Here is a 21,268-nt window from a genome sequence, read left to right on the forward strand (position 1 = left end):
TTATTATATATGTATAGAGAGTGCAAAGTTACAGCAAACTTTTCGAATAGATGCAGGTTTTACGTTTTTTAATTGTAATCTGTAGGGCTTCCATACGAAAAAATAGTAAAAAGGCCTTGATTCTCATAAAGTTTTCGTAATTTTGCAGCCTGTAACTTGTAAAAGTATGGATAATTATTTTGCCGACCCGTTGCGCTACGACGGGGGAATGAAGTACGAGAGATGTGGACGCTCTGGGGTTATGTTGCCAAAGGTGTCACTGGGATTCTGGCATAACTTCGGAGGTGTTGACTCCTACGAACGAGCCAGAGAGATTACCCATTACGCCTTTGACCACGGCGTCGTACATTTCGATTTGGCTAACAACTACGGCCCACCCTATGGGTCGGCAGAGGAAACGATGGGTCGACTGATGGACGATGACTTCCGTGCTTACCGTGATGAGCTGTTCATCTCTACAAAGGCAGGTTACGACATGTGGCCTGGTCCCTATGGCAACTGGGGTTCCAGGAAATACCTGATGGCTTCGCTCGACCAGAGTCTGAAGCGTATGCACCTGGATTACGTGGATCTTTTCTATAGTCATCGTTATGACCCTGAGACACCTCTGGAGGAGACACTCCAGGCTTTGGTGGATATTGTACGTAGTGGAAAAGCCTTGTATGTAGGTATCTCGCGCTGGCCTTTGGAAGCTACAAAGTTTGCTGAGCAGTACCTGCGTGAGCGCGATGTGCCCATGTTGATTTATCAGGGTCGCCTGAATATGCTCGACCGTGCGCCTCAGGAAGAGGGTATCCTGGATTTCTGTGCTGAGAAGGGTATCGGCTTCATCTCGTTCTCGCCATTGGCTCAAGGTCTGCTGACAGACCGTTATCTCAATGGCATTCCTGCAGATTCTCGTATGTCGAAAGGAAAATTCCTAAAAGAGAGCATGCTGACAGAAGAGTTGTTAGCAAAGCTTCGCACTTATAACGAACAGGCTCAGGCGCAAAACAAGCCTCTGTCGCAGATGGCGTTGGAATGGATTCTGCAGCAGCGTGGCGTTACCTCTGTATTGGTAGGAGCCAGTAGTGTACAGCAGTTGCAGAAAAACCTGCTTTGTGTTAATTCATAGTTCATAATTCTTAGTTCATAGATAATAGTTGAAAAAGGTTCTTTTAGTAAACGATGTTGCAGGATATGGCAAGGTAGGTATGGCTGCCATGCTGCCTATTCTGTCGTATATGGGTATTCCCGCTTTTAATCTGCCAACGGCATTAGTGTCTAACACCCTTGACTATGGTGATTTTGCTATGCAGGACACCACGGATTATATGCGCCAGACGCTCCCTGTATGGAAAAAACTGGGCTTCCGCTTTGACGCTATCTGTACGGGATTGATGTTCAGCGAGGAGCAGTCGCGACTGGTGGAACAGTTCTGCCGCGACCAGTCTGAACAAGGATGCACCATCTTTGTGGACCCAGTGATGGGCGATGGTGGTAAATTATATAATGGTATAGGCGAGAACCAGGTGCGACTGATGCGTGAGATGGTCAGCGTGGCACATCTGATATTCCCAAACTACACAGAAGCCTGCCATCTCGTTGGTGAACCTTTCAAGAAGGAAGGTATGACGCGTCGCGAGGCTTGTGAATTACTCGACAAGCTGGTGAAGTTAGGTACACGCTCTGCTATCATCACCAGTTGCTTTATCGACAACAAGAATCAGGTGTGTGGCTATGATGCTACCACAGGCAAGTATTTCTTCCACGACTACGACGAGATTCCTGGACTGTATCACGGCACAGGTGATATCTTCTCTGCTGTGCTCATTGGTCATCTGATGAAGCAGGAGTCGCTCTCTGCCAGCACTCGTCAGGCAATGGATGTGGTGCGAGAAATGATATACCGCAACCGCGATGTGGAAGATCGCTGCTGCGGCATATTCATTGAGCGTTGTCTGGACTTGCTGTAGTTTAGCGTATCAGTATCTTTTTCCCGTTTTGAATGTATAGACCCTTGGTTGTAGGCTTGCTGTTGAGGCAACGTCCATCGAGGGTGTGCCATGCATCCTTAAGACCTTGTGAGGTTTTAAGGTCCTTGATGCCTGTGGAGGGCAACGTAGGATTATAGGCCCAGACACTGACGCCTGATTTTGAGATGGCTGTGATGCTGATGACGTTAGCGCCATTCCCGTCCATCGTCTCCTCGAACACCACACCATTATAGATGATGCCACCAAGGGATAGCCTGATATAGCCTGTGCCTTCTTCAATGCTCCATGAACCATTCTTGTCGCCCCGAATCTTTCCATCGGCAGACAGGGTGATACTGATAGGCGTCACCTCTTCCATGTTCTGATAATCCATCTTGTATTTATGTATCAGCAGATCGTAAGTACCTGCCAGCTCTTCCTCTGTGAATGGCTGGGTCGTAGCAATCTGTTCGTCTGTAATGGTCTCACCGTTATACTCAAAGGGGGCAGCCACCAGCCAACCGTCTTTATTGACGAAAACCTGATGGACGCGAACCTGATGATTTGAGGTGCCATTGTTAAACTTGGTATGATAAACCAGATAGGTGCGACCGTCTGGGGCTGCGATGATGGAGTTGTGGCCTTGAGCACACTCACCTACCGTCTGGACTCCCCAATGATTATAGGCACCCATGAGTTTCATGCCGCGTGTGTCACTGTCGCCTGTGCCGTAGTTCATCACATAAGATGTGAAGATGGCATTATGGTTTGAGGCGTCTTTATAAGGACCGTCTGGATTGGAGGAACGGAATACGCGCATCTCGTAGCCGCCGTCAGGTGAATAGAAGCCATAACTCATAAAGAGATAGTAGTAGTCGCCAATATGCTCAATATATGGTCCTTCGCCCGATACATAATAGCCACCAGCTATACGCTTGCCAAAGTAGGGGTCACCTCCACTGGTCGTATAGGTCACGTCGTAGTCGCGCAAGCCTGTCTCCTCGTCAAGTTCCAGCATGAAGATGCCACCCGACCACGAGCCGTAGGCTATCCACAGCTTACCTTCCTCATCATAGAACACGCAAGGGTCGATGTTGTTTGGAAGACTGGGCTTCGTTGTGGTGGCCCAAGTGCCGTTATAGCGCGAGGGAAGGGCGTCGAGTGTGTCCAGCACTAACTCCACATCGGTATCCTTGAAAGAATGGTCGCCATTGTCGAAACCACTGATGACCACAGGGCCTTGATACAGGTAGGGACCTGTGATATTGTCGGCAGTGAGCAGAATGATACTTGAGTGCCATTTGTCGCCATTGATGCTCAGATACATACACCATTTATTCATCGTAGGGTTCCAAATGACATCGGGTGCCCACATATTGCCGTCTATATTGTAGTTGGCATCGGTTTTACCAGCCCAATCCATCGCATTAAACTGCGGGAAGTCTACCTCCACACCACCTTTCTTTACTTTCTTGACGGCAGGGGTCACGAAAGCATTTTTGTTGAGAGCATTGTTGTTGGAACCTACTTTCCATTTGGGATTGGCCTGAGTCCAGTTCATCATATCGGTGGTATAGGCTCCTGCCTTGTGCGAACCAAAGATATAATAGCGGTTGCTCGTTGGATTAAACACCACCGAGGGATCGTGGATAGACACTCGCCTCTTGCTGGTCGTTTTATACAGCGTCTTGCCTTCCGTCGTTGTCATCTCGGTTTGTGCACTTGCCGTCACAAAGGTCAGCATGGCAACTATCAATACGTAGAATCGTTTCATCATTGTTATAGTCAATTAGTTATCTGCCTGCAAAGATACAAATTAGAAAAGGAATAAACGAATTTTTTTAGAAAAATTTGGTTGATTCGGAAAAAAGCCTTATCTTTGCACCCAGTAAAAGTAGAAAAGACAACAGGTTGAGAGATAACGAGGATTCCGACTCTGAGAGAACAGTCGGGATTCTTTCTTTTTTGCTGACTTAGGAAAAAACTGTAAATAACAACTTAAAAAGAAGAAATATATGGCTTATATGTCACAAGAGGGCTATGACAAACTCATAGCCGAACTGAAACGTTTAGAGGGTATTGAACGCCCCAAGGCATCGGCCGCCATCGCTGAAGCACGCGACAAAGGCGACCTGAGTGAAAATAGTGAGTATGAGGCTGCCAAAGAAGCCCAGGCTCATCTGGAGTCGAAAATCAATCTGCTGAAGCAGCAGATTACTGAGGCTAAGATTGTGGACACCTCTCGTCTGAGTACTGACTCTGTGCAGATCCTGTCGAAGGTGGAGATGACTAATCTGGCCAACAAGGCCCGCATGACCTATACCATCGTCAGCGAGAGTGAGGCTAACCTGCGTGAGGGCAAGATTAGCATCCAGACCCCCATTGCCCAGGGTCTGCTGAACCATAAGGTGGGCGATGAGGTGGAGGTGAAGATTCCTCGCGGCACCATCAAGCTCCGCATCGAGAAGATTACTGTTGGATAATGAATCAAGTCGTTATATCGTCATAACGTTATAACGTCATAACGAAAAAAGAAACAATGGATATTTTCAGTAAGATTGCTGCTGGCGAGATTCCCAGCTACAAATGTGCAGAAAACGAGAAGTTCTATGCCTTCCTTGACATCAATCCCCTGGCCAAAGGCCATACATTGGTGATTCCTCGTCGTGAAGTGGACTATATCTTCGATATGGACGACGACGAGCTGGCCGAGTTTCAACTCTTTGCCAAGCAGGTGGCTGTGGCCCTGAAGAAAGCCTTCCCCTGCAAGAAGGTAGCACAGGTGGTGCTGGGCCTCGAGGTGCCCCACGCACATATCCACCTGATTCCTATGAATAGCGAGGGCGATGTGGACTTCAGAAAAGAAAAGCTGCAACTCCCTTCTGAGGAGATGCAGCAGATAGCCGAAAAGATTTATACAGCCTTCAAGGGTTAAATATATTTCTCTCCATAGCGTATGCCAATCTCATTGACATACTTGCGAATGAGCGACGATGAGTCGCTCTTTTTGCATATCAGAAGTACGTCGCCCTCTTCGGCCACGATATAACCTTCCAGTCCGTTGATGACACCTACATGCCCTTTCGGCAGTTTGATAATGTTGCCCTTGCTGTCTTCCATCATCACCTCCGAGTCAATCACCACGTTATCGTTTTCTTGCTTCTGCATGCACTCATAGATGGCATGCCACGTGCCTAAGTCGGCCCATCCGAAGTCACATTGCATCACAAAGACGTTTTCCGACATCTCCAGCGCAGCTTTGTCCATCGACAGGTTGGGATATGAGGGATAGTGGGTGGCCACATATTGCTGGCGTGCTTCTTCTGGCTCCATCGTCAGCAGGTTAGCCATACGATAAGGCATATCTTTGATGACCTCCAGGAAAAAATCGCGCAGATAGGTCACATTAGCAAGAAACATACCTGTGTTCCACAGAAATTCGCCGCTTTCCATAAACATACGGGCAAATTCGCGCTCTGGCTTCTCCGTAAACGACTGCACCTTGTTGATGCCGCTAAACAATGTAGGCTCACCTATTTGTATATAACCATAGCCCGGCTCAGGACGTGAGGGCTTAATGCCCATTGTCAGCATGATATTGTTCTCGCTGACAAACTTCAGACCATCGAGCACGTTCCGACGGAAAGCTTCCTCATTGATGATAAACTGGTCGGAAGGTATCACCAGAATGCGTGCATCGGCACACTCTCGATGAATGCACACACCTACCCAGGCCACCGAAGGCGCCGTATTACGGTTCACCGGCTCCGTCATGATACGTTTTTCAGGCAGTTCAGGCAACTGCTCTCGCACCCAGTGTTCATACTCTTTACAGGTACAAACAAAAATATTTTCTTTGGGAAGTATGCCTGCGATGCGGTCATAGGTAGACTGCAACTGTGTACGTCCTGTTCCAAAAAAGTCTACAAACTGCTTAGGACGCTCCATTCTACTCGAAGGCCATAATCTCTTACCTCGGCCACCAGCCAAGATAATACAGTAGTTACTGTTTGAAAATTCCATATATCAGATTTCTAGTCATTTTTCAGGGTGCTAAGATACAAAACAATTTCGACAAAACCAAAGATTTTCTTTGTAAAATGTCCATTATTTGTTTTTTTTAGTAGATTCTTTTGCAGGAATCAATTTTTCTTTGTAACTTTGCACCCGCTTTTCGAGCCCAGATGGCGGAATCGGTAGACGCGCTGGTCTCAAACACCAGTGGGGCAACCCGTCCCGGTTCGACCCCGGGTCTGGGTACAAGCTTAAAAAGCAAAGACGCTGTAAATCAGGTATTTGCAGCGTCTTTTTCTTTTCTGGGTTGTACAAAAAGTGTACGATACAACACACGATGTACTGTATTCCTTGAGTAAGTTAGAGGGGTTTTCTCCTCAACAATAGGTTTTTTCCTATCATAGAATAGGAAAAACGCCTTGCGGCTTTGCCATATAGTTACTATCTTTGCACTATCAAAAACAAGTTGAACCCTTTAAAATGTTACGATTATGAAAAAGATTTTTACTTATATCGCAATAGCCACAATGGCATTGACGACCTTCACAAGCTGTGACGTTGAATTTTGGGAGGATATGGAAGACCGCGAGGAGGCTCGCACACTCGATGGCACCTGGTCGGGCTTTATCGATACTTACTACTACGATCGCTGGGGACTGACGGGCGACACCTATCGCACCACAATGTACTTTGAGCGTGACTGTGCATACGGAGGCTGGGGCTACGAGGTTGACTACGACCTTAACAGCCGCTACAGCGACTATTATTACTGCGAGTTTACTTGGGAGATCTACAAGGGTAGCATCCGCATCAACTATGCCGACAGCTGGAACGATGTCTATATCAATGAATACAGCCTGAGCGATACCTACTTCAGGGGCTATATGGATGACGGCACCTCTAAGGATATCGTCTTCAAACTAGCCTACGACAATCGCTTCGACTGGAGCTATTGGACTAGGGGCTACACCCGTGCTGCTAAAGACGGCACCTCGGTGAAAGCCAGCGGAAAGTTTACCACACCAACTCCGACGGAGTGAAATACACCACCGTCAAACGGTAAGCAATAATATCATCGGAAGCCTTGCTAAGCGTGTCGGAAGGGGCATCGTAATAGCGAGGCTTCTTCATGAACAGCAGTCGGCTGGACGTCTCGCGCACCCAGTATTTTGAGTTGGGATTGATGTGCATCGAAGCCTTCTCGAAAACAGCGGTGAGACCAGGATGCTCGCGGAAGATGCTAAGCACCTCCTTGACTTCATCGGTAGAAGGGAAAGGATAACTGAAATAGGTGGTACTCTCAAACAAATCCTCGCTAAAGTCCTTGCAAAACGGCTCGCTGTTAACCATCGCTATATCGTCGACCATGGCCTTGCCAAGAACCTTCAGCAAGATGCCACGCTGACCGTCTTTCGCCTCACGAATACAGATATAACGTGAGTTGACATAACGTACAAATGTCCTCGAACCGCTCTTTTTCAGCGGTTTCTTTGTTTTTGACAAGGTAACGATTTCCCCTACGCTCCAGTTGTTCTCTTTTGATTCCATTTTCAAGCAATTGTTTACCTGGTTAAGCCGTTTTTTATCCCTTTTTAATGGTTTTCTGATGGCCTCATCCTCTTTTGCGCTGCAAAATTACTAAATTTCTCGCATTTACAATAGAAAAACACCCATTATTTTAGGCTTTGAATAAATATCCTTATTTAATGCACCGCCTGGTTCAGGTTCCTTTTAAGAAAGAAGCTCTTAGTATAGAGGAAGAAGAGGGCAACACCAAGGGCGTTGACCAGGACAACAGTCCAGAAAGCGGCAGAATAGTTGATGAGTTCAGAGATGACACCACCCAAAAGGATGCCGAGACCCATACCGATGTCCCATGACACGAGGATGGTGCTGTTGGCTGTGCCCCGCTGACTATTCGATGCCACATTGATAGTCATATTCTGGAAGGCGGGCCACATGTGACCATTGCCCAGACCGATGAGCAGGGCAGAGCCGTAGTAGCCTATCGGCGACGGTATTAATATAAATAAGGTGTAACCAACCAGCGATATCAACATGCCCGTACCAGCATTATGTGTCAGCAGACCTTTACGGAGGGTCTTGCCTCCTTGCAGTCGTGAGAGGATGAGTCCGATGGAGCAGAGCATGAAATAGGTGCCAGTACCGCCAGTAATACCCATCACCTCCTTGCCGTAGATGGCCAGATAATTACTCAGCACGCCAAAACAGAAGCCGAACGCCACCATGTTAACCCCCAAGAGCCAACCGCGAATGAGGAAAAAACGATCCCATGATAGGTGAAGGGTGATGGGTGATGGGTGAAGGGAGGGGAGCTGAGGTTGGAGGTTGGAGGTTTGAGATTTGAGGTTTAATTTTACCGTTGCATCGGTGAGCCAACCAGCAAAAGCCACTATCAGCGCCACCCAGAACAGCAATTCGAAGCTGTTGGTCCATTTATATAGGAAAATACCCACAGTTGGGGCAATAGCCATGGCGAGATTGTTGGAGAGGCCGTAGTAGCCAATACCCTCAGTCCTGCGACTGCTGGGTAGCACGTCGATAGCCACTGTGCTGTTAGCCACCGTCAAGGCGCCAAAGGGTCCACCATGCAACGTTCTCACTATAGTAAATAATAATAAGGTGGAGGCAGCCAGATAGCCAGCAAAAAAGATAGCAAAGGCGGCAAAACACACCATCAGCACCTTCTTTCTTGAAAACGAGTCGACAATAAAGCCGCTAAACGGTCTGAACAGCAGGGCAGTGATGGTATAGCCTGAGAGCACCAGGCCTATCACATCCTTCGTGGCGCCGAAGTGCTCACTGAGATAGAGCGGCAGCAGCGGCGTCAGCACATAAAAGGCGAAAAACAGCGCAAAATTAGCGGCCATCACCTTGCAGTAGTTGCTGTTCCAAAGTTTGTCCTGTGTCATGATGGCTGCAAAATTACGAAAAAAAATCGTAATACATCATTTGTAATTCATAAATTATTCGTACCTTTGCGCCCGCAAACATAAACAGCGATAACAACTATGGGCGGATTTTTCGGAACCATTTCCACAAAAGACTGTGTAAACGACTTGTTTTACGGCACAGACTACAACTCTCATCTTGGTACTAAACGAGCTGGTCTCGTCACCTTCGACCACGAGAAAGGCTTCAGCCGCAGCATCCACTCCTTGGAGCGCGACTATTTCCGCTCAAAGTTCGAAGACGAACTCCACGAATTTTCTGGCAATCAGGGACTGGGCGTCATTAGCGACACCGACCCACAGCCCATCATCATCAACTCGCATCTGGGACGCTATGCGGTGGTTACCGTAGCCAAGATCAACAACCTGCGCGAGATTGCCGATGAGCTGCTGGCACAGCGCATGCACCTAAGCGAACAGAGTGCCAACAACCTGAACCAGACGGAACTCGTGGCCCTGCTCATCAATATGGGCAGCACCTTCGTGGAAGGCATTAACATGGTGTATCGCAAAATCAAAGGTTCGTGCTCCATGCTCATCCTCACCGAGGACGGCATCATTGCAGCTCGCGACTTCCTGGGACGCACTCCTATCGTCATTGGTAGGAAAGAGGTGCACAAACTGTCGCCCATCGGCACTGACGACTGGGAAAAAGCCTATGCCGTGAGTAGCGAGACCACCAGCTTCCCCAACCTGGACTACAAACCCGTTCGCGACCTCGGTCCTGGCGAGATTGTACGTCTAACCCCAGATAGCTTTGAGGTGCTGCAGCCTGCCTTCAAGCGCTGCCAGATATGCTCGTTCCTCTGGGTCTACTACGGCTTCCCCGCCTCTTGCTATGAAGGCATCAATACAGAATATGTACGTGAGAAGAACGGAAAGATGATGGGTGAGCGCGACGATATCGAGGCCGACCTCGTATGCGGTATCCCCGACTCAGGTGTTGGTATGGCTCTGGGCTATTCCGAAGGTTCTGGCATCCCCTACAAGCGTGCCGTGTTGAAGTATACCCCCACCTGGCCCCGCTCGTTTACCCCTGGTAACCAGACCCGTCGCGACCTTGTGGCCAAGATGAAACTGATTCCCAACGAGGCCCTGCTGCGTGGTCAGCGCGTGGTGTTCTGCGATGACTCTATCGTTCGTGGCACCCAACTTCGCGACAATGCCCGTGAGTTTGTGCAAAACGGCGCCAAAGAAATCCATGTGCGCATCTCTTGTCCGCCGCTGGTCTATGGCTGTCCCTTCATCGGTTTCACCAATAGCAAGAGTGACTTGGAGCTGATTACCCGTCGTATCATCCGCGACTTCGAGGGCGACGATAAGATTAAACTGGACCAGTATGCCAAGACCGACTCTCCCGAATACAAGCGTATGGTGGATGAGATTGCACGTCGACTGGGTCTCACCTCGTTGAAGTTTGCACGTATAGAAGACCTCATTGAGAGCATCGGACTGCCCAAAGAGAAGGTTTGTACCCACTGCTTCGATGGTAGCAGCTACGACCAACAGGGCGACGGTGATTTCTTTGGTTGATTAATGAAGCAAAAAGGGCGTAAAGTGTAAAAAATACCAAAAATATCGTCGAAAAGTTGCACAATTATACCCTGTGTGTGCACACAGAGGGCAGTTTTTTGATAAAAAGTTTGCGTAATTGAATAAAAATGAGTTACTTTGCACCCGATTTTCAAGATAATATCTTAGAAAGAAATAAATTATTAACATTTTAAACAGAAAAACTATGTCAGAAATTGAAAGCAAAGTAAAGGCTATTATTGTAGACAAACTCGGTGTTGACGAAGCAGAAGTTAAGCCCGAAGCAAGTTTCACCAATGATCTGGGCGCAGATTCACTGGATACCGTTGAACTCATCATGGAATTCGAGAAGGAGTTCGGCATTTCTATTCCCGATGATAAGGCTGAGAAGATTGGCACCGTTGCCGACGCTATTAGCTATATCGAGGAAAACGCAAAATAAATCAAACTTTGATTTGAAGGATTGAAGAATTGAAAAATTGAAGTTCAGGCTTCATCCTGGCTCTTTTTTTCAATTCTTCAATTTTTTAATTCTTTAATCTTAATAAAATGGAATTAAAAAGAGTTGTTGTAACAGGTTTAGGCGCAGTAACCCCCGTGGGTAACAACCCTGAAGAGATGTGGAACAATCTTCTGGCAGGCGTTAGCGGCGCAGCACCTATTACACTTTTCGATGCAAGCAAGTTTAAGACCCAGTTTGCCTGTGAGGTAAAGAACCTCAACATCAACGACTACCTGGACCGCAAGGAAGCACGCAAGATGGACCGCTACACACAGCTGGCCATGATTGCTGCCCAGCAGGCCGTCAACGACAGCGCAATGGATCTTGAGACAATAGACAAGAACCGCGTTGGCGTGGTCTTTGGTGTCGGTATTGGTGGCATCAAGACTTTCGAGGACGAGGTGACCTACTACGGCGCACACCGCGAAGATGGTCCTAAGTTCAATCCTTTCTTCATTCCGAAGATGATTGCCGACATTGCTGCTGGACAGATTTCTATCCAGTACGGTTTCCACGGTCCTAACTACATCACCTCTTCTGCATGTGCTTCTTCAAGCAACGCCCTGGCCGACGCCTTCAACCTGATTCGCTTGGGTAAGGCTAACGTCATTGTAGCGGGTGGTGCCGAGGCAGCCATCTGTGAGACTGGCGTAGGCGGTTTCAACGCCATGCACGCCCTGTCAACCCGCAACGATGAGCCCGAGAAGGCCAGCCGTCCATTCAGCGCTAGCCGCGATGGCTTCATCATGGGTGAAGGTGCCGGCTGTCTCATCCTTGAGGAGCTGGAGCACGCCAAGGCTCGTGGTGCTAAGATCTATGCCGAGATGGTTGGTGCCGGCATGAGTGCCGATGCTCACCATATCACCGCCTCTCACCCCGAGGGTCTAGGCGCTAAGCTGGTGATGCAGAACGCTCTGGAAGATGCTGGCATGAAGCCCGATGAAATCGACTACATCAACGTGCACGGCACATCAACTCATGTTGGCGATATCTCAGAGGCTAAGGCCATCAAGGAAGTCTTCGGCGACTCTGCCTTCAAGCTGAATATCTCTTCTACCAAGTCCATGACTGGTCACCTGCTGGGTGCTGCCGGTGCCGTAGAGGCTATGGCTACCATCCTGGCTGTGAAGAACGATATCATTCCTCCCACCATCAACCACGAGGATGGCGACGAAGATCCTGAGATTGATTATAATCTGAACTTCACCTTTAACAAGGCACAGAAGCGTACTGTACGTGCCGGACTGAGCAATACGTTTGGTTTCGGTGGTCACAACGCTTGTGTTGTTTTCAAAAAGTATGAGGCTTAAAGATATCATTGATCGTATAAAGCTCCCTTTCCGTCAGGAGAAGGAGCTTTTTTCTTCTCTACACGACATCATCGGGTTCTACCCCCACAACATCAAGTATTATAAGATGGCCCTGACCCACAAGAGCTCAGGCAAGCGCAACGACAAAGGTCGTCCGCTGAACAACGAGCGACTGGAGTTTCTGGGTGACGCCATACTTGATGCCGTGGTGGGACATATTGTCTATGAGCACTTCAACGGCAAGCACGAGGGTTTTCTGACCAACACCCGCTCGAAACTGGTAAGTCGTGAGACATTAGGAAAACTGGCTCAGGAGATGGGACTGACGGAGCTGATTCAAAGCAACGCCACAGGCCGCTCACACAATAGTTATTTGGCTGGCAACGCCTTCGAGGCGCTGGTGGGTGCCATCTATCTGGACCAAGGCTATGATGCCGTAATGCGCTTTATGAAGAAGCGTATCCTGACTCAGATGGTCAACATTGACAAGGTGGCATATAAAGAGGTGAACTTCAAGTCGAAGCTACTGGAGTGGACACAGAAGAACCGAGTGCGCATGGAGTTCCAGATGCTGAAGGAGACTACCGACCAGCAGGGCTCGCCCGTCTTTGGCTTCATCGTCAAGATTGAAGGCATTGACGGCGGTAAGGGTCAGGGCTATTCAAAGAAAGAGGCCCAGCAGCTGGCCGCCAAAGAGACACTACAGCAACTGCGCCGTGAGCCGCAATTCGTCGATGCCATCTTCTCGGCTAAGTCAAACCGTACGAAGATGGAAGAGGAGCCTACCGCCATTGCCCCCGACCTGGAGGCCGAGAAGGAGTTTATCATCAAGAATGAGGCCAATGAGTCCGCGGAGCCCGAGCCCATTGAGACCACGAAGGCCACTAAGAAGAATGAGGCCCCAGAGCCTTCTTCTGATGACGATGAGTTCGACCTCTCCGATATCTCCCACATGCCGCAGGATCTTTCTCGTGAAGATATCATCGCAGCAGCCGAAGCTGCCGCCTACGAATCATGATGAAGACGGCAGTCGTTGGCGGAGGAGCCGCAGGATTCTTTCTGGCCATCAATCTCAAGGAGATGTGTCCACAGATGGATGTCACCATCCTGGAGGCCTCGAAACGAGTGCTGGCCAAGGTTGAGATCTCAGGCGGCGGACGCTGTAACTGCACCAACTCGTTTGAGGATGTGGTCGACCTGCAGAGCGTTTATCCGCGAGGCCACCGACTGCTGAAACGTCTTTTCAAAGTGTTTGACTACCGCGATGCCTATCAATGGTTTGAGCATCGCGGTGTCAAGCTCACCACTCAGGAGGACCATTGCGTCTTTCCACAGTCGCAGGACTCCCACACCATCATCAACCTCTTTCTCAACGAGGCCCATCGTCTGGACATCACCATTAAGACTTGTTGCAAGGTCAATAGCCTTGATGATCTCAGCGACTATGATTTCATCGCCATCACCACAGGCGGCATGAAGAATTCTTCACTCTTCACTCTTCACTCTTCACTCATTATCCCTCCCGTCCCCTCGCTTTTCACCTTTAATATTAACGATGCCCAACTGCGAAACCTGATGGGTACCGTGGTTGATGCTACCGCGATGATTCCAGGCACTAAGATGAGAGCTTCAGGACCACTACTCATCACCCACTGGGGCATGAGTGGTCCGTGCATCCTGCGACTCAGCAGCTATGCCGCCCGTCTGCTCAGCGAGCATCAATACCAGATGCCCCTATCCGTCAACTGGACATCACTCAAGGAGAACGAGGTACAGGAAGAGCTGTTGGCTTTCTGTCGACAGCATGCACAGAAGCAGCTGACCACCATGCGGCCCTTCGACCTGCCTCAGCGTCTATGGAGCTATCTCACAGAAAAAGCTCTTGCTGGAAGAGCTCACGCCCCTTGGGGCAGCCTCAACCAGAAAGAGCTGAATCGTCTGACGAATATGCTTATTAACGACACCTACCAGATTGCTGGTCGTGCGCCTTTCAAGGACGAGTTCGTCACTTGCGGCGGCATTGACCTCTCTGCCGTCAACCCCTCTACTTTAGAAAGCCGCGAGCACCCACACCTATATTTTGCAGGCGAGGTGCTCGACATCGACGGCGTCACTGGCGGCTTCAATTTCCAAGCCGCCTGGACCACTGCCTATACCGTTGCCACAGCTATCAAAAATGCATGTAAATAGTCCTGGTGGAGACTATTTAAAAAGGTTCAAGTCTATACTGTTACCCATCGTCTCATAGCCCTTGGCATTGAGATGCAGCCAGTCGTTCTCGAACAGGAACTGCGCCTGCATGGCTTCTGGGTCTTGGGGATTACGCACGGCCTGGTCAAAGTCTATCACGCCATCGAGCAGGTCGGTGGTGCGAATCCATGTGTTGATGGTGCTACGGCCCTTCTCGTGGTCTTCTGAATAGTAGTTGTTGCCCTTGAATGGCGTGATGGTGGCACCAAACACGCGGATGCCCTTCTGATGGGCCTCATCGATAATCTTTTTATAGACTTCGATGATGCGCTCTGCCGTCTGCACCCCATTGCGGGCATAGCCTAGGTCGTTGACAGCCTCGAAGAGGATAATCCACTTCACACCCTCCTGACCAAAGAGGTCGCGCTGATAACGGTTCACGGCAGCAGGGCCAAGGCCTCCACCCAGCACGCAGTTGCCGCCGATGCCCATGTTCAGCACCCCTACCCTCTTCGTGGCCTTGTTGGCCAGCAATCGACGCGAGAGCACGTCGGCCCAGCGGTTCTGTTCGTTGGTGGTCGAGCCTCGTCCATCAGTAATCGAGTTGCCTAAGATGGCGATGGCGCCGGCTTTCTTCGGAGCCTCCACCTCTAGCGTCTGGATGCTATACCAATGGTCTGTTCTGATGGCGCCAGTGAAGTCGGTAGTATTTCCTTCTTTCAGATAAGAAGTGGTACGCGAGCCAGGATGACCGCTGACACTGGGTGATGCTGAGCCATAGTGAATAGTGATGGCAACATTCTGGCGGTCGTCCATCTTGAAGTTGACGGCATCGGAGATCACGGTGCCATTGGCAGGTATCGTCACGCCGCTTTCACCATTGAAGGTCAGGCTCACCGTTGTCGCCTCGTCAATCTCGCTGCTGCTGCCTGCCGTCTTGGCAATGGCCAGCTCTACGGCCTTGATCTCCGTGGCCTCTGTGCTGAACTCATTGGTGAGCTTCAGGCGCACCTTCTTACCGCCTATCGATACCTGCACAATCTCACGCAGCGAGTTGTTGGCCAGCCCAGGTGCCGGCGGGTTATTATGACGTTCTACAAGTTGCGGAGCCGTACCCCACGTTCCTACCCAATGGCCACCAGCCAAAGCAACGCCTGCCATCAGCATGCAGGCCAGCATCATGATTGTTCTCTTCATATTCTTAGTTTCTATTTTTGTTATTAGTTTCTCGTCTTATCATTTCTTACCTCGCTATCCTATTTCTTAGCCTTGGCTTGTCTTGCAAACTCGAACAGCGCCAGGGGTAGATGGCAATAGCCGTCAGGATTCTTGTCGAGATAGTCCTGATGATACTCTTCTGCTGTATAGAAATTCTCCAAGGGAAGCTTCTCAACAGCCAGTGGTTGCTGATAATTCTTTTGTTCTTCGGCAAACACTTTTTCGATAACTGGTAGATCCTCAGAATCGGTATAATAAACACCAGTGCGATAGCGAGTCCCCTCATCGTGCCCCTGTTTGTTGAGACTTGTCGGGTCGATGGCCTTGAAGAACATCTGCAGCAGGAACTCAAGGCTTACAACGTCAACATTGTACTTTACATGTACTGTCTCGGCATATCCCGTTGTATCGGTATATACCTCTTTATATGTAGGGTTCGCCGTATGTCCATTGGCAAATCCCACCTCTGTTTCCACCACACCCTCAATCTGCTTGAAGTAATGCTCTGTTCCCCAGAAACACCCTCCGGCAAGATAGATGTCCTTACAGTTCTTTATCTCCACATGTGACGAATTCATCATAAACGTAGTTTTTGTTGGGTTACATGATAATCTTGGTGCAAATATAGCGATAAATCCGCAATTATTACTATCTTTGCATCAAGTTTTAAGTGTATTTAGAATTTCGTATGGCCATACAAGTGACATATAGGAGAACCAGGAGGCTGTCGATGCGCATCGTGAAGAATGGCGATGTGCATGTGTCGGCTCCTTTTGGCATACCTAAGTCTGAAGTGGAGCGGTTTATTGAGGAACACCGTGAGTGGATTGCTGAGGCACGAAAGAAAACCTGTGAAAGCCAAAAGCAGAGGGCCGACTTTTATCATCAGCTGCCGCTGAAGACAAAAGAACAGGCTGAAGACGCCCTCCAACGATTGAAAGCCTTGATAGAGCCGATGGTAGAACACCATTCCAAGGTAATTGGCGTGAAACCATCCGTTGTCTATTACAAGGCGATGATTTCGCGATGGGGCGTCTGCAATGTCAAGGACAAGTCCATCTGCTTCTCGGCCTATCTTCTGTTGTTGCCAGAATGGTGTGTAGAGCACGTCGTGGTTCATGAGCTGTGCCATCTCTTGGAACCAAGCCATAATGCCCGTTTCCATGCATTGATGGACAAGTTCTTCCCCCGTTGGAAGGAAGCTCGACGAGAGACACGCCGATTATTAAAGTCACCCGCAGCGTAGTTTCTCAAAAACCACCTACCCTCCTACCTAAATCTTCGGAAACCCCTTTGTATAAGGTGGAAAACAATAGGTAGGTGTTGTTCAAACACCTACCTAACACCTACCTATAGCTTTCAAAATCATTCTTCTTCGTCTTCATCCCATATCGAATGATTACCTCTTGACAAAGCATTTCCTGCATCTACTTCATCATTAGGATTGCTGACAGGAATATCGAATTGCGAACCAGCCAAGAGACCTTTTGTCTTTATCTCTACCACATTGGTTTGTGGCATCATATATAATTTCTTTTCCATATCACACATTATTTAATAGTTACCTTTTTACCATTAACAATATACAGTCCCTTTGCAGGTCTTATCACTTTGCGTCCCTGCAGGTCGTAAACTTCAGTTCTTGCATCAGTATTTGTGTGCTCTACTTCAGTAATGTCAGTCGTTTGCTCATCGTCAAAGACGAATTTTACATCTCGTGCACCACTAGGCAGACTGGCGGTGGGGAGAGGCAGATAAGCCTTTCCAGCACTCAGCGTAGTGCCATCGGCAACAGCATAGAACCCAAGGTTACCATTCTTCTTGGCGAGGATATAATTGGTATAGTCGCCATCTTCCTTATTCAGAATGGTGTTCTCTGTTACCCCTACCAACATATTTGATACGATGGTCTCGCCAGGTCCCCAAGGAATAGAGTAGGTGTCAGCATCGCCTTTCACCACGATACCTGTATTGGCAGGCACATCTGTGATTCGAGTTAACGTCACCTCACCTGTACTGGGCTTGAAAGCAGACACGATATAAGCCTTTATGTCATCTGTACCAGAGAAATCCAAAGCATGTGTGCTACAGAAAGTACCTATACCAGTAGCACCAATGGTGATATTATCTGCCAACTCTATTATTTCCTTGAAATCTTTCCAATAATCAGCTGCTTCGTAAGCCGCTTTACTGCCTGCAGGGACAAAAAGTGTGGCATTGGCGCAATTGGAGAAAGTATTACTACTATTAATAGTTATTGGTGTATTCCTTTCAACAGTTACCGAAGTTAAATTATTACACATATAGAAAGCATTATTACCAATGGTTGCCACGCTGCTAGGAATGTTGATGGAGGTAAGACCTGTGCACCAATTGAATGCAGCTGGACCGATGGATATCACACCATTAGAGATGGTAATGGAATTTAAATCTCTGCACCAATTGAATGCACTTTCTTCTATGGTTGTCACGTTGCTGGGTATAGTGACGGATTCCAGACCACTGCAACTATAAAATGCACCATAGCCAATAGATGTCACACTACTAGGAATTGTTGAGTTTTTGCAGCCTTTGAAGATAGTATTTGTTGACGTATGAATAATCGCATTACAATTCTCGCGAGAATCATATATGGCATTATCTTCATCCACAGCTATCGAGAGTAAAGGGCATTCATCGAAGGCATAATTATCAATGAATGTTACGCTTTCTGGAATGTATAGGGAAGTTAAGCCTGAAGTTTCGAAAGCATAAGTACCAATTGTTTCTACACTATTAGGGATGGTAATAGAAGTTAAACGTTCGCATTCCTGAAAAGCATAGTCCCCTATTGTTTTTACATTACAAGGGATGGTTATTGAGTTCAAACCAAGATTAGTTTTGAAAGCACCAAAACCAATAGAAGTTAGTCCCGTAAAATACTGCAATTCGTTAAAAGTGATAATATCCTGATTTGCAAAAACTGTTCCAATATCTGTTACTGCAGCAGCCTCTGTCTCGCTCAGCTCGCCGTCACCATTTGTATCCCAGTTGGCAACACATTTTGCCTTGGCTCTAACATCAGTAATTTTAATAATGGGAGATGTTTCCACAATAGTTTTGAAATCTTTCCAATAATCAGCTGCTTCGTAAGCCGCTTTACTGTCTAACGGAACGGAAAGGATGGCATTAGTTCGATTAGAAAAAGTATTTTCATCAATAGATATCGGATTTTCCTTTTCTATTATCACTCTGTTAAGACTATTACAACCCAAGAAAGCTGAACTGCCAATATTTGTTACGCTATTGGGAATGTAAACGGAAGTCAAATTACTGCATTCGTAGAAAGATTCACTACCAATATCAGTCACGCTACTTGGGATGTCTACCGAGGATAATAAAGTACAATGATGGAAAGCACTAGTATCAATTTTCTTAACTCCAAAAGGAATGGTTAATGAAGTGAGGCCGCAGGACCCAAATGCACTACTACCAATTGTGATTACACTTTTCGGGATAGATACGGAACTTAAGTTGGTGCAATTCACAAATGTTAGATTTCTGATACTTGTCACTCCCTCTGGGATAATCACTGACTCAAGATTTGAACAGCTATTAAAAGCATAAACACCAATACTTGTTACATTGTCAGGGATGCTTATACTTGATAGACTTTTACAGCCAGAAAAAGCTTGTTCTCCAATAGTTTTCAAATTATCAGACAAGTTAACCGTTATAAGATTTTCGCAATGATAAAAAGCGTTTTTCCCGAGACTTGTTACACTATTCGGAAATGTTATAGACACTAATCCTTGGCATCCCGAGAAAGCAGAAGGGGAAATACTTACTGTCCCATCTTGAATTGTGATTTCAGTTCCAGATGGTGCAGTTCCTTTATATTTGTAAGCAACTTTCCCTGCATACACCAAACCTGCAGACTTACTATTTAACCAACCAGTATCATAAAATGCACTTTTGTCAATGAATGATACGCTATTTGGTATATTTATGTTTTTTAAATTATTACAGCCAGAGAAAGCCAAATCACCAATGTTTGTTACTCCTTCTGGAATGGTAATGTTTATCAGATTTTTATAATCACGGAAACATTCTTCAGCAATTCCTGTAGTCCCATCATTTATTACAATGGATGTATTTGAAGGCATCGTGCCTTTATAATGATAAGCTACGTTTCCAGCGTATATTAAGCCATCTGGTTGATCTTCGTACCATTGTGTGTTCTGAAATGCTCCAGCACCTATGGCAGTAACACTATTCGGGATAGATATTGATGAAAGGCTACTACAATCGCAAAAAGCGTTTACTGCCAATGTTGTTACTGTATATCCATTAGCTATTGAGGGAACAGTAACGTGGCCAACAGTCTCAGTGGAAATAGATGGCTCGATTGTGAATCCCAATCCCTTACCAACTTGACACGTTTTGTCTGCCTCACTAATTACAACAAAGGTCATTTCAACGTCTTCTACAGTCTTCGCTGTAAAAACATCGCCATCTTCACACCATGCTGCTATGGGAATTACCATAGAGAGCATTAATAAAGTAATTTTCTTTTTCATAAGTTATAATATTTGGTTAGTCATATTTCAAAATACTAACAAAGAGTGTGAGCCTACTTACCATTCCTAGCAAGAAGGTTCTGGAATACCTATACGAATAAGAATGAAATACAGCTCACACCTGCTGGCATATATGTGAACTGTCCTTATAGTATAAGGTACACGTATATATACACAACAGGAAGAACAGCCTTCAAACTTGCTCCTTCGTATAATGAATTTTCCAGATTCTCTTGCGGAACTAAGCTTTTTAGCTCTCCTCGATGTCATCGTCCATTTCTCCGAACGACGTGGCAAAGATAAGAATTATTCTTGAAACAACAAAGATTTTTTGAGGGAAAAAGGCAAAATTTTCATCAATCATTTAAAATTTTTCTGCGAAAGTTGTCAAAAGCGGTCAATTGGGTTTGGGGATGTTGTAACTTTGCAGTGTGATTGAGAGACGACGGCGGCGGGGCAGAAAGGGATGCCTTCCGAGGGTGAAAGGGATAGGACCTTTCGCTGTAAGGGATGACACTTTACACTGTAAGGGATGACACTTTACGCTGTAAGGGATGACACTTTACGCTGTAAGGAATGGCACTTTACACTGTAAGGAATGGCACTTTACACTGTAAGGGATAATGGTTTAGGGGGGTAAAGTCCTATCTCCAACGGTGTAAAGTCCCATCTCCAACAATGAAAAGTCCTATCTCCAACAATGAAAAGTCCTATCTCCAACATTTAAGACATAGTCAAACTGAATTTTTAAAACTTTTGTGTATGAACAGACAAAAACATCTCAATTCCTACCTAAATACCCGGAAACACCTTTGTATAAATGGAAAACGGATAGGTAGGTGTTGGCACAACTCCTACCTTTTCTTTTCCCCTTTGCACAAAGGCGTTTCAGAAGATTTAGGTAGGAGGGTAGGTCTTTTTGTATTTTATCTCACTCGTTAGGGAAATATTTTTTCCCAGTTGTCTTACGCTAGAAAAAGTTGACACAAAGTCAACGTAAAATGAAACAAGAAAA

Annotated in this window: 19 protein-coding genes and 1 tRNA gene; 12 read left to right on the forward strand and 8 right to left on the reverse strand. The window is 47.1% G+C overall.

The features are described from left to right. Positions 1 to 166 precede the first annotated feature (166 nt). On the forward strand, positions 167 to 1,114 hold the full coding sequence (locus Q0R57_RS01845; RefSeq protein WP_294743367.1) for an aldo/keto reductase: 948 nt from the start codon (positions 167 to 169) through the stop codon (positions 1,112 to 1,114). 28 nt (positions 1,115 to 1,142) lie between these two features. Then, positions 1,143 to 1,955 carry a pyridoxamine kinase gene (locus tag Q0R57_RS01850; protein WP_294743369.1) on the forward strand — a complete coding sequence of 271 codons (813 nt, stop codon included), beginning with the start codon at positions 1,143 to 1,145 and terminating at the stop codon, positions 1,953 to 1,955. Between the two features lies 1 nt (position 1,956). Here the strand turns inward: Q0R57_RS01850 and Q0R57_RS01855 are convergent, their stop codons facing one another. Further along, positions 1,957 to 3,732: a glycoside hydrolase family 43 protein gene (locus Q0R57_RS01855; protein ID WP_294743371.1), complete on the reverse strand. Its 1,776-nt coding sequence runs from the start codon at positions 3,730 to 3,732 to the stop codon at positions 1,957 to 1,959. Positions 3,733 to 3,970: 238 nt separating this feature from the next. Here Q0R57_RS01855 and greA point away from each other — a divergent pair, with 238 nt between their 5' ends. Together greA and Q0R57_RS01865 are read left to right on the forward strand one after the other, a co-directional pair. After that, entirely contained in the window at positions 3,971 to 4,438 is a 468-nt protein-coding gene (gene greA / locus Q0R57_RS01860) for a transcription elongation factor GreA (protein WP_294743373.1), read from the forward strand. Between the two features lie 56 nt (positions 4,439 to 4,494). Further along, positions 4,495 to 4,890, forward strand: a complete 396-nt coding sequence (locus Q0R57_RS01865; protein ID WP_294743375.1) for an HIT family protein — start codon at positions 4,495 to 4,497, stop codon at positions 4,888 to 4,890. On the opposite strand, the gene Q0R57_RS01870 is transcribed toward Q0R57_RS01865, so the two are convergent. Then, positions 4,887 to 5,978: a sugar phosphate nucleotidyltransferase gene (locus Q0R57_RS01870; RefSeq protein ID WP_294743377.1), complete on the reverse strand. Its 1,092-nt coding sequence runs from the start codon at positions 5,976 to 5,978 to the stop codon at positions 4,887 to 4,889. The genes Q0R57_RS01865 and Q0R57_RS01870 overlap by 4 nt on opposite strands. 155 nt (positions 5,979 to 6,133) lie before the next feature. Here Q0R57_RS01870 and Q0R57_RS01875 point away from each other — a divergent pair. Further along, positions 6,134 to 6,215 (forward strand) — tRNA-Leu (locus Q0R57_RS01875). Positions 6,216 to 6,460: 245 nt separating this feature from the next. Beyond that, positions 6,461 to 7,009 (forward strand): hypothetical protein, encoded by a 549-nt coding sequence (locus Q0R57_RS01880; RefSeq protein ID WP_294743379.1) that lies wholly within the window; start codon positions 6,461 to 6,463, stop codon positions 7,007 to 7,009. Here Q0R57_RS01880 and Q0R57_RS01885 read toward each other — a convergent pair. Together Q0R57_RS01885 and Q0R57_RS01890 are read right to left on the reverse strand one after the other, a co-directional pair. Further along, positions 6,984 to 7,517: a hypothetical protein gene (locus tag Q0R57_RS01885; RefSeq protein WP_294743381.1), complete on the reverse strand. Its 534-nt coding sequence runs from the start codon at positions 7,515 to 7,517 to the stop codon at positions 6,984 to 6,986. The genes Q0R57_RS01880 and Q0R57_RS01885 overlap by 26 nt on opposite strands. Positions 7,518 to 7,672: 155 nt before the next feature. Then, positions 7,673 to 8,902 carry an MFS transporter gene (locus Q0R57_RS01890; protein ID WP_294743382.1) on the reverse strand — a complete coding sequence of 410 codons (1,230 nt, stop codon included), beginning with the start codon at positions 8,900 to 8,902 and terminating at the stop codon, positions 7,673 to 7,675. Between the two features lie 99 nt (positions 8,903 to 9,001). On the opposite strand from Q0R57_RS01890, the gene Q0R57_RS01895 reads away from it, so the two are divergent. The 5 genes from Q0R57_RS01895 (at position 9,002) to Q0R57_RS01915 (ending at position 14,476) form a co-directional block, all read left to right on the forward strand. Continuing rightward, entirely contained in the window at positions 9,002 to 10,474 is a 1,473-nt protein-coding gene (locus Q0R57_RS01895) for an amidophosphoribosyltransferase (protein ID WP_294743383.1), read from the forward strand. Between the two features lie 205 nt (positions 10,475 to 10,679). Continuing rightward, positions 10,680 to 10,916, forward strand: a complete 237-nt coding sequence (locus Q0R57_RS01900; RefSeq protein WP_027450804.1) for an acyl carrier protein — start codon at positions 10,680 to 10,682, stop codon at positions 10,914 to 10,916. A 107-nt stretch (positions 10,917 to 11,023) separates the two neighbouring features. Beyond that, the gene (gene fabF / locus Q0R57_RS01905; RefSeq protein WP_294743386.1) at positions 11,024 to 12,286 is read left to right on the forward strand and encodes a beta-ketoacyl-ACP synthase II; all 1,263 of its coding nucleotides are present in this window, start codon (positions 11,024 to 11,026) and stop codon (positions 12,284 to 12,286) included. Further along, positions 12,276 to 13,304: a ribonuclease III gene (rnc, locus tag Q0R57_RS01910; protein ID WP_294743387.1), complete on the forward strand. Its 1,029-nt coding sequence runs from the start codon at positions 12,276 to 12,278 to the stop codon at positions 13,302 to 13,304. Before fabF ends, rnc begins: the two co-directional genes overlap by 11 nt. Further along, on the forward strand, positions 13,304 to 14,476 hold the full coding sequence (locus Q0R57_RS01915) for an aminoacetone oxidase family FAD-binding enzyme (RefSeq protein WP_294743402.1): 1,173 nt from the start codon (positions 13,304 to 13,306) through the stop codon (positions 14,474 to 14,476). Before rnc ends, Q0R57_RS01915 begins: the two co-directional genes overlap by 1 nt. A gap of 12 nt (positions 14,477 to 14,488) precedes the next feature. Here the strand turns inward: Q0R57_RS01915 and Q0R57_RS01920 are convergent, their stop codons facing one another. Together Q0R57_RS01920 and msrA are read right to left on the reverse strand one after the other, a co-directional pair. Further along, on the reverse strand, positions 14,489 to 15,673 hold the full coding sequence (locus Q0R57_RS01920; RefSeq protein ID WP_294743388.1) for an SGNH/GDSL hydrolase family protein: 1,185 nt from the start codon (positions 15,671 to 15,673) through the stop codon (positions 14,489 to 14,491). 59 nt (positions 15,674 to 15,732) lie between these two features. Next, positions 15,733 to 16,275, reverse strand: coding sequence for a peptide-methionine (S)-S-oxide reductase MsrA (gene msrA, locus Q0R57_RS01925; protein WP_294743389.1), 543 nt, complete (start codon positions 16,273 to 16,275; stop codon positions 15,733 to 15,735). 107 nt (positions 16,276 to 16,382) lie between these two features. Between msrA and Q0R57_RS01930 the strand changes: the two genes are divergently transcribed. After that, positions 16,383 to 16,940 carry a YgjP-like metallopeptidase domain-containing protein gene (locus tag Q0R57_RS01930; RefSeq protein WP_294743390.1) on the forward strand — a complete coding sequence of 186 codons (558 nt, stop codon included), beginning with the start codon at positions 16,383 to 16,385 and terminating at the stop codon, positions 16,938 to 16,940. Between the two features lie 119 nt (positions 16,941 to 17,059). Here the strand turns inward: Q0R57_RS01930 and Q0R57_RS01935 are convergent, their stop codons facing one another. After that, positions 17,060 to 17,236 carry a hypothetical protein gene (locus Q0R57_RS01935; protein WP_294743391.1) on the reverse strand — a complete coding sequence of 59 codons (177 nt, stop codon included), beginning with the start codon at positions 17,234 to 17,236 and terminating at the stop codon, positions 17,060 to 17,062. An 8-nt stretch (positions 17,237 to 17,244) separates the two neighbouring features. After that, positions 17,245 to 20,253, reverse strand: coding sequence for a leucine-rich repeat domain-containing protein (locus tag Q0R57_RS01940; RefSeq protein WP_294743392.1), 3,009 nt, complete (start codon positions 20,251 to 20,253; stop codon positions 17,245 to 17,247). Positions 20,254 to 21,268 lie beyond the last annotated feature (1,015 nt).

It is taken from the genome of uncultured Prevotella sp. (assembly GCF_946407605.1).
Taxonomy (GTDB): domain Bacteria; phylum Bacteroidota; class Bacteroidia; order Bacteroidales; family Bacteroidaceae; genus Prevotella.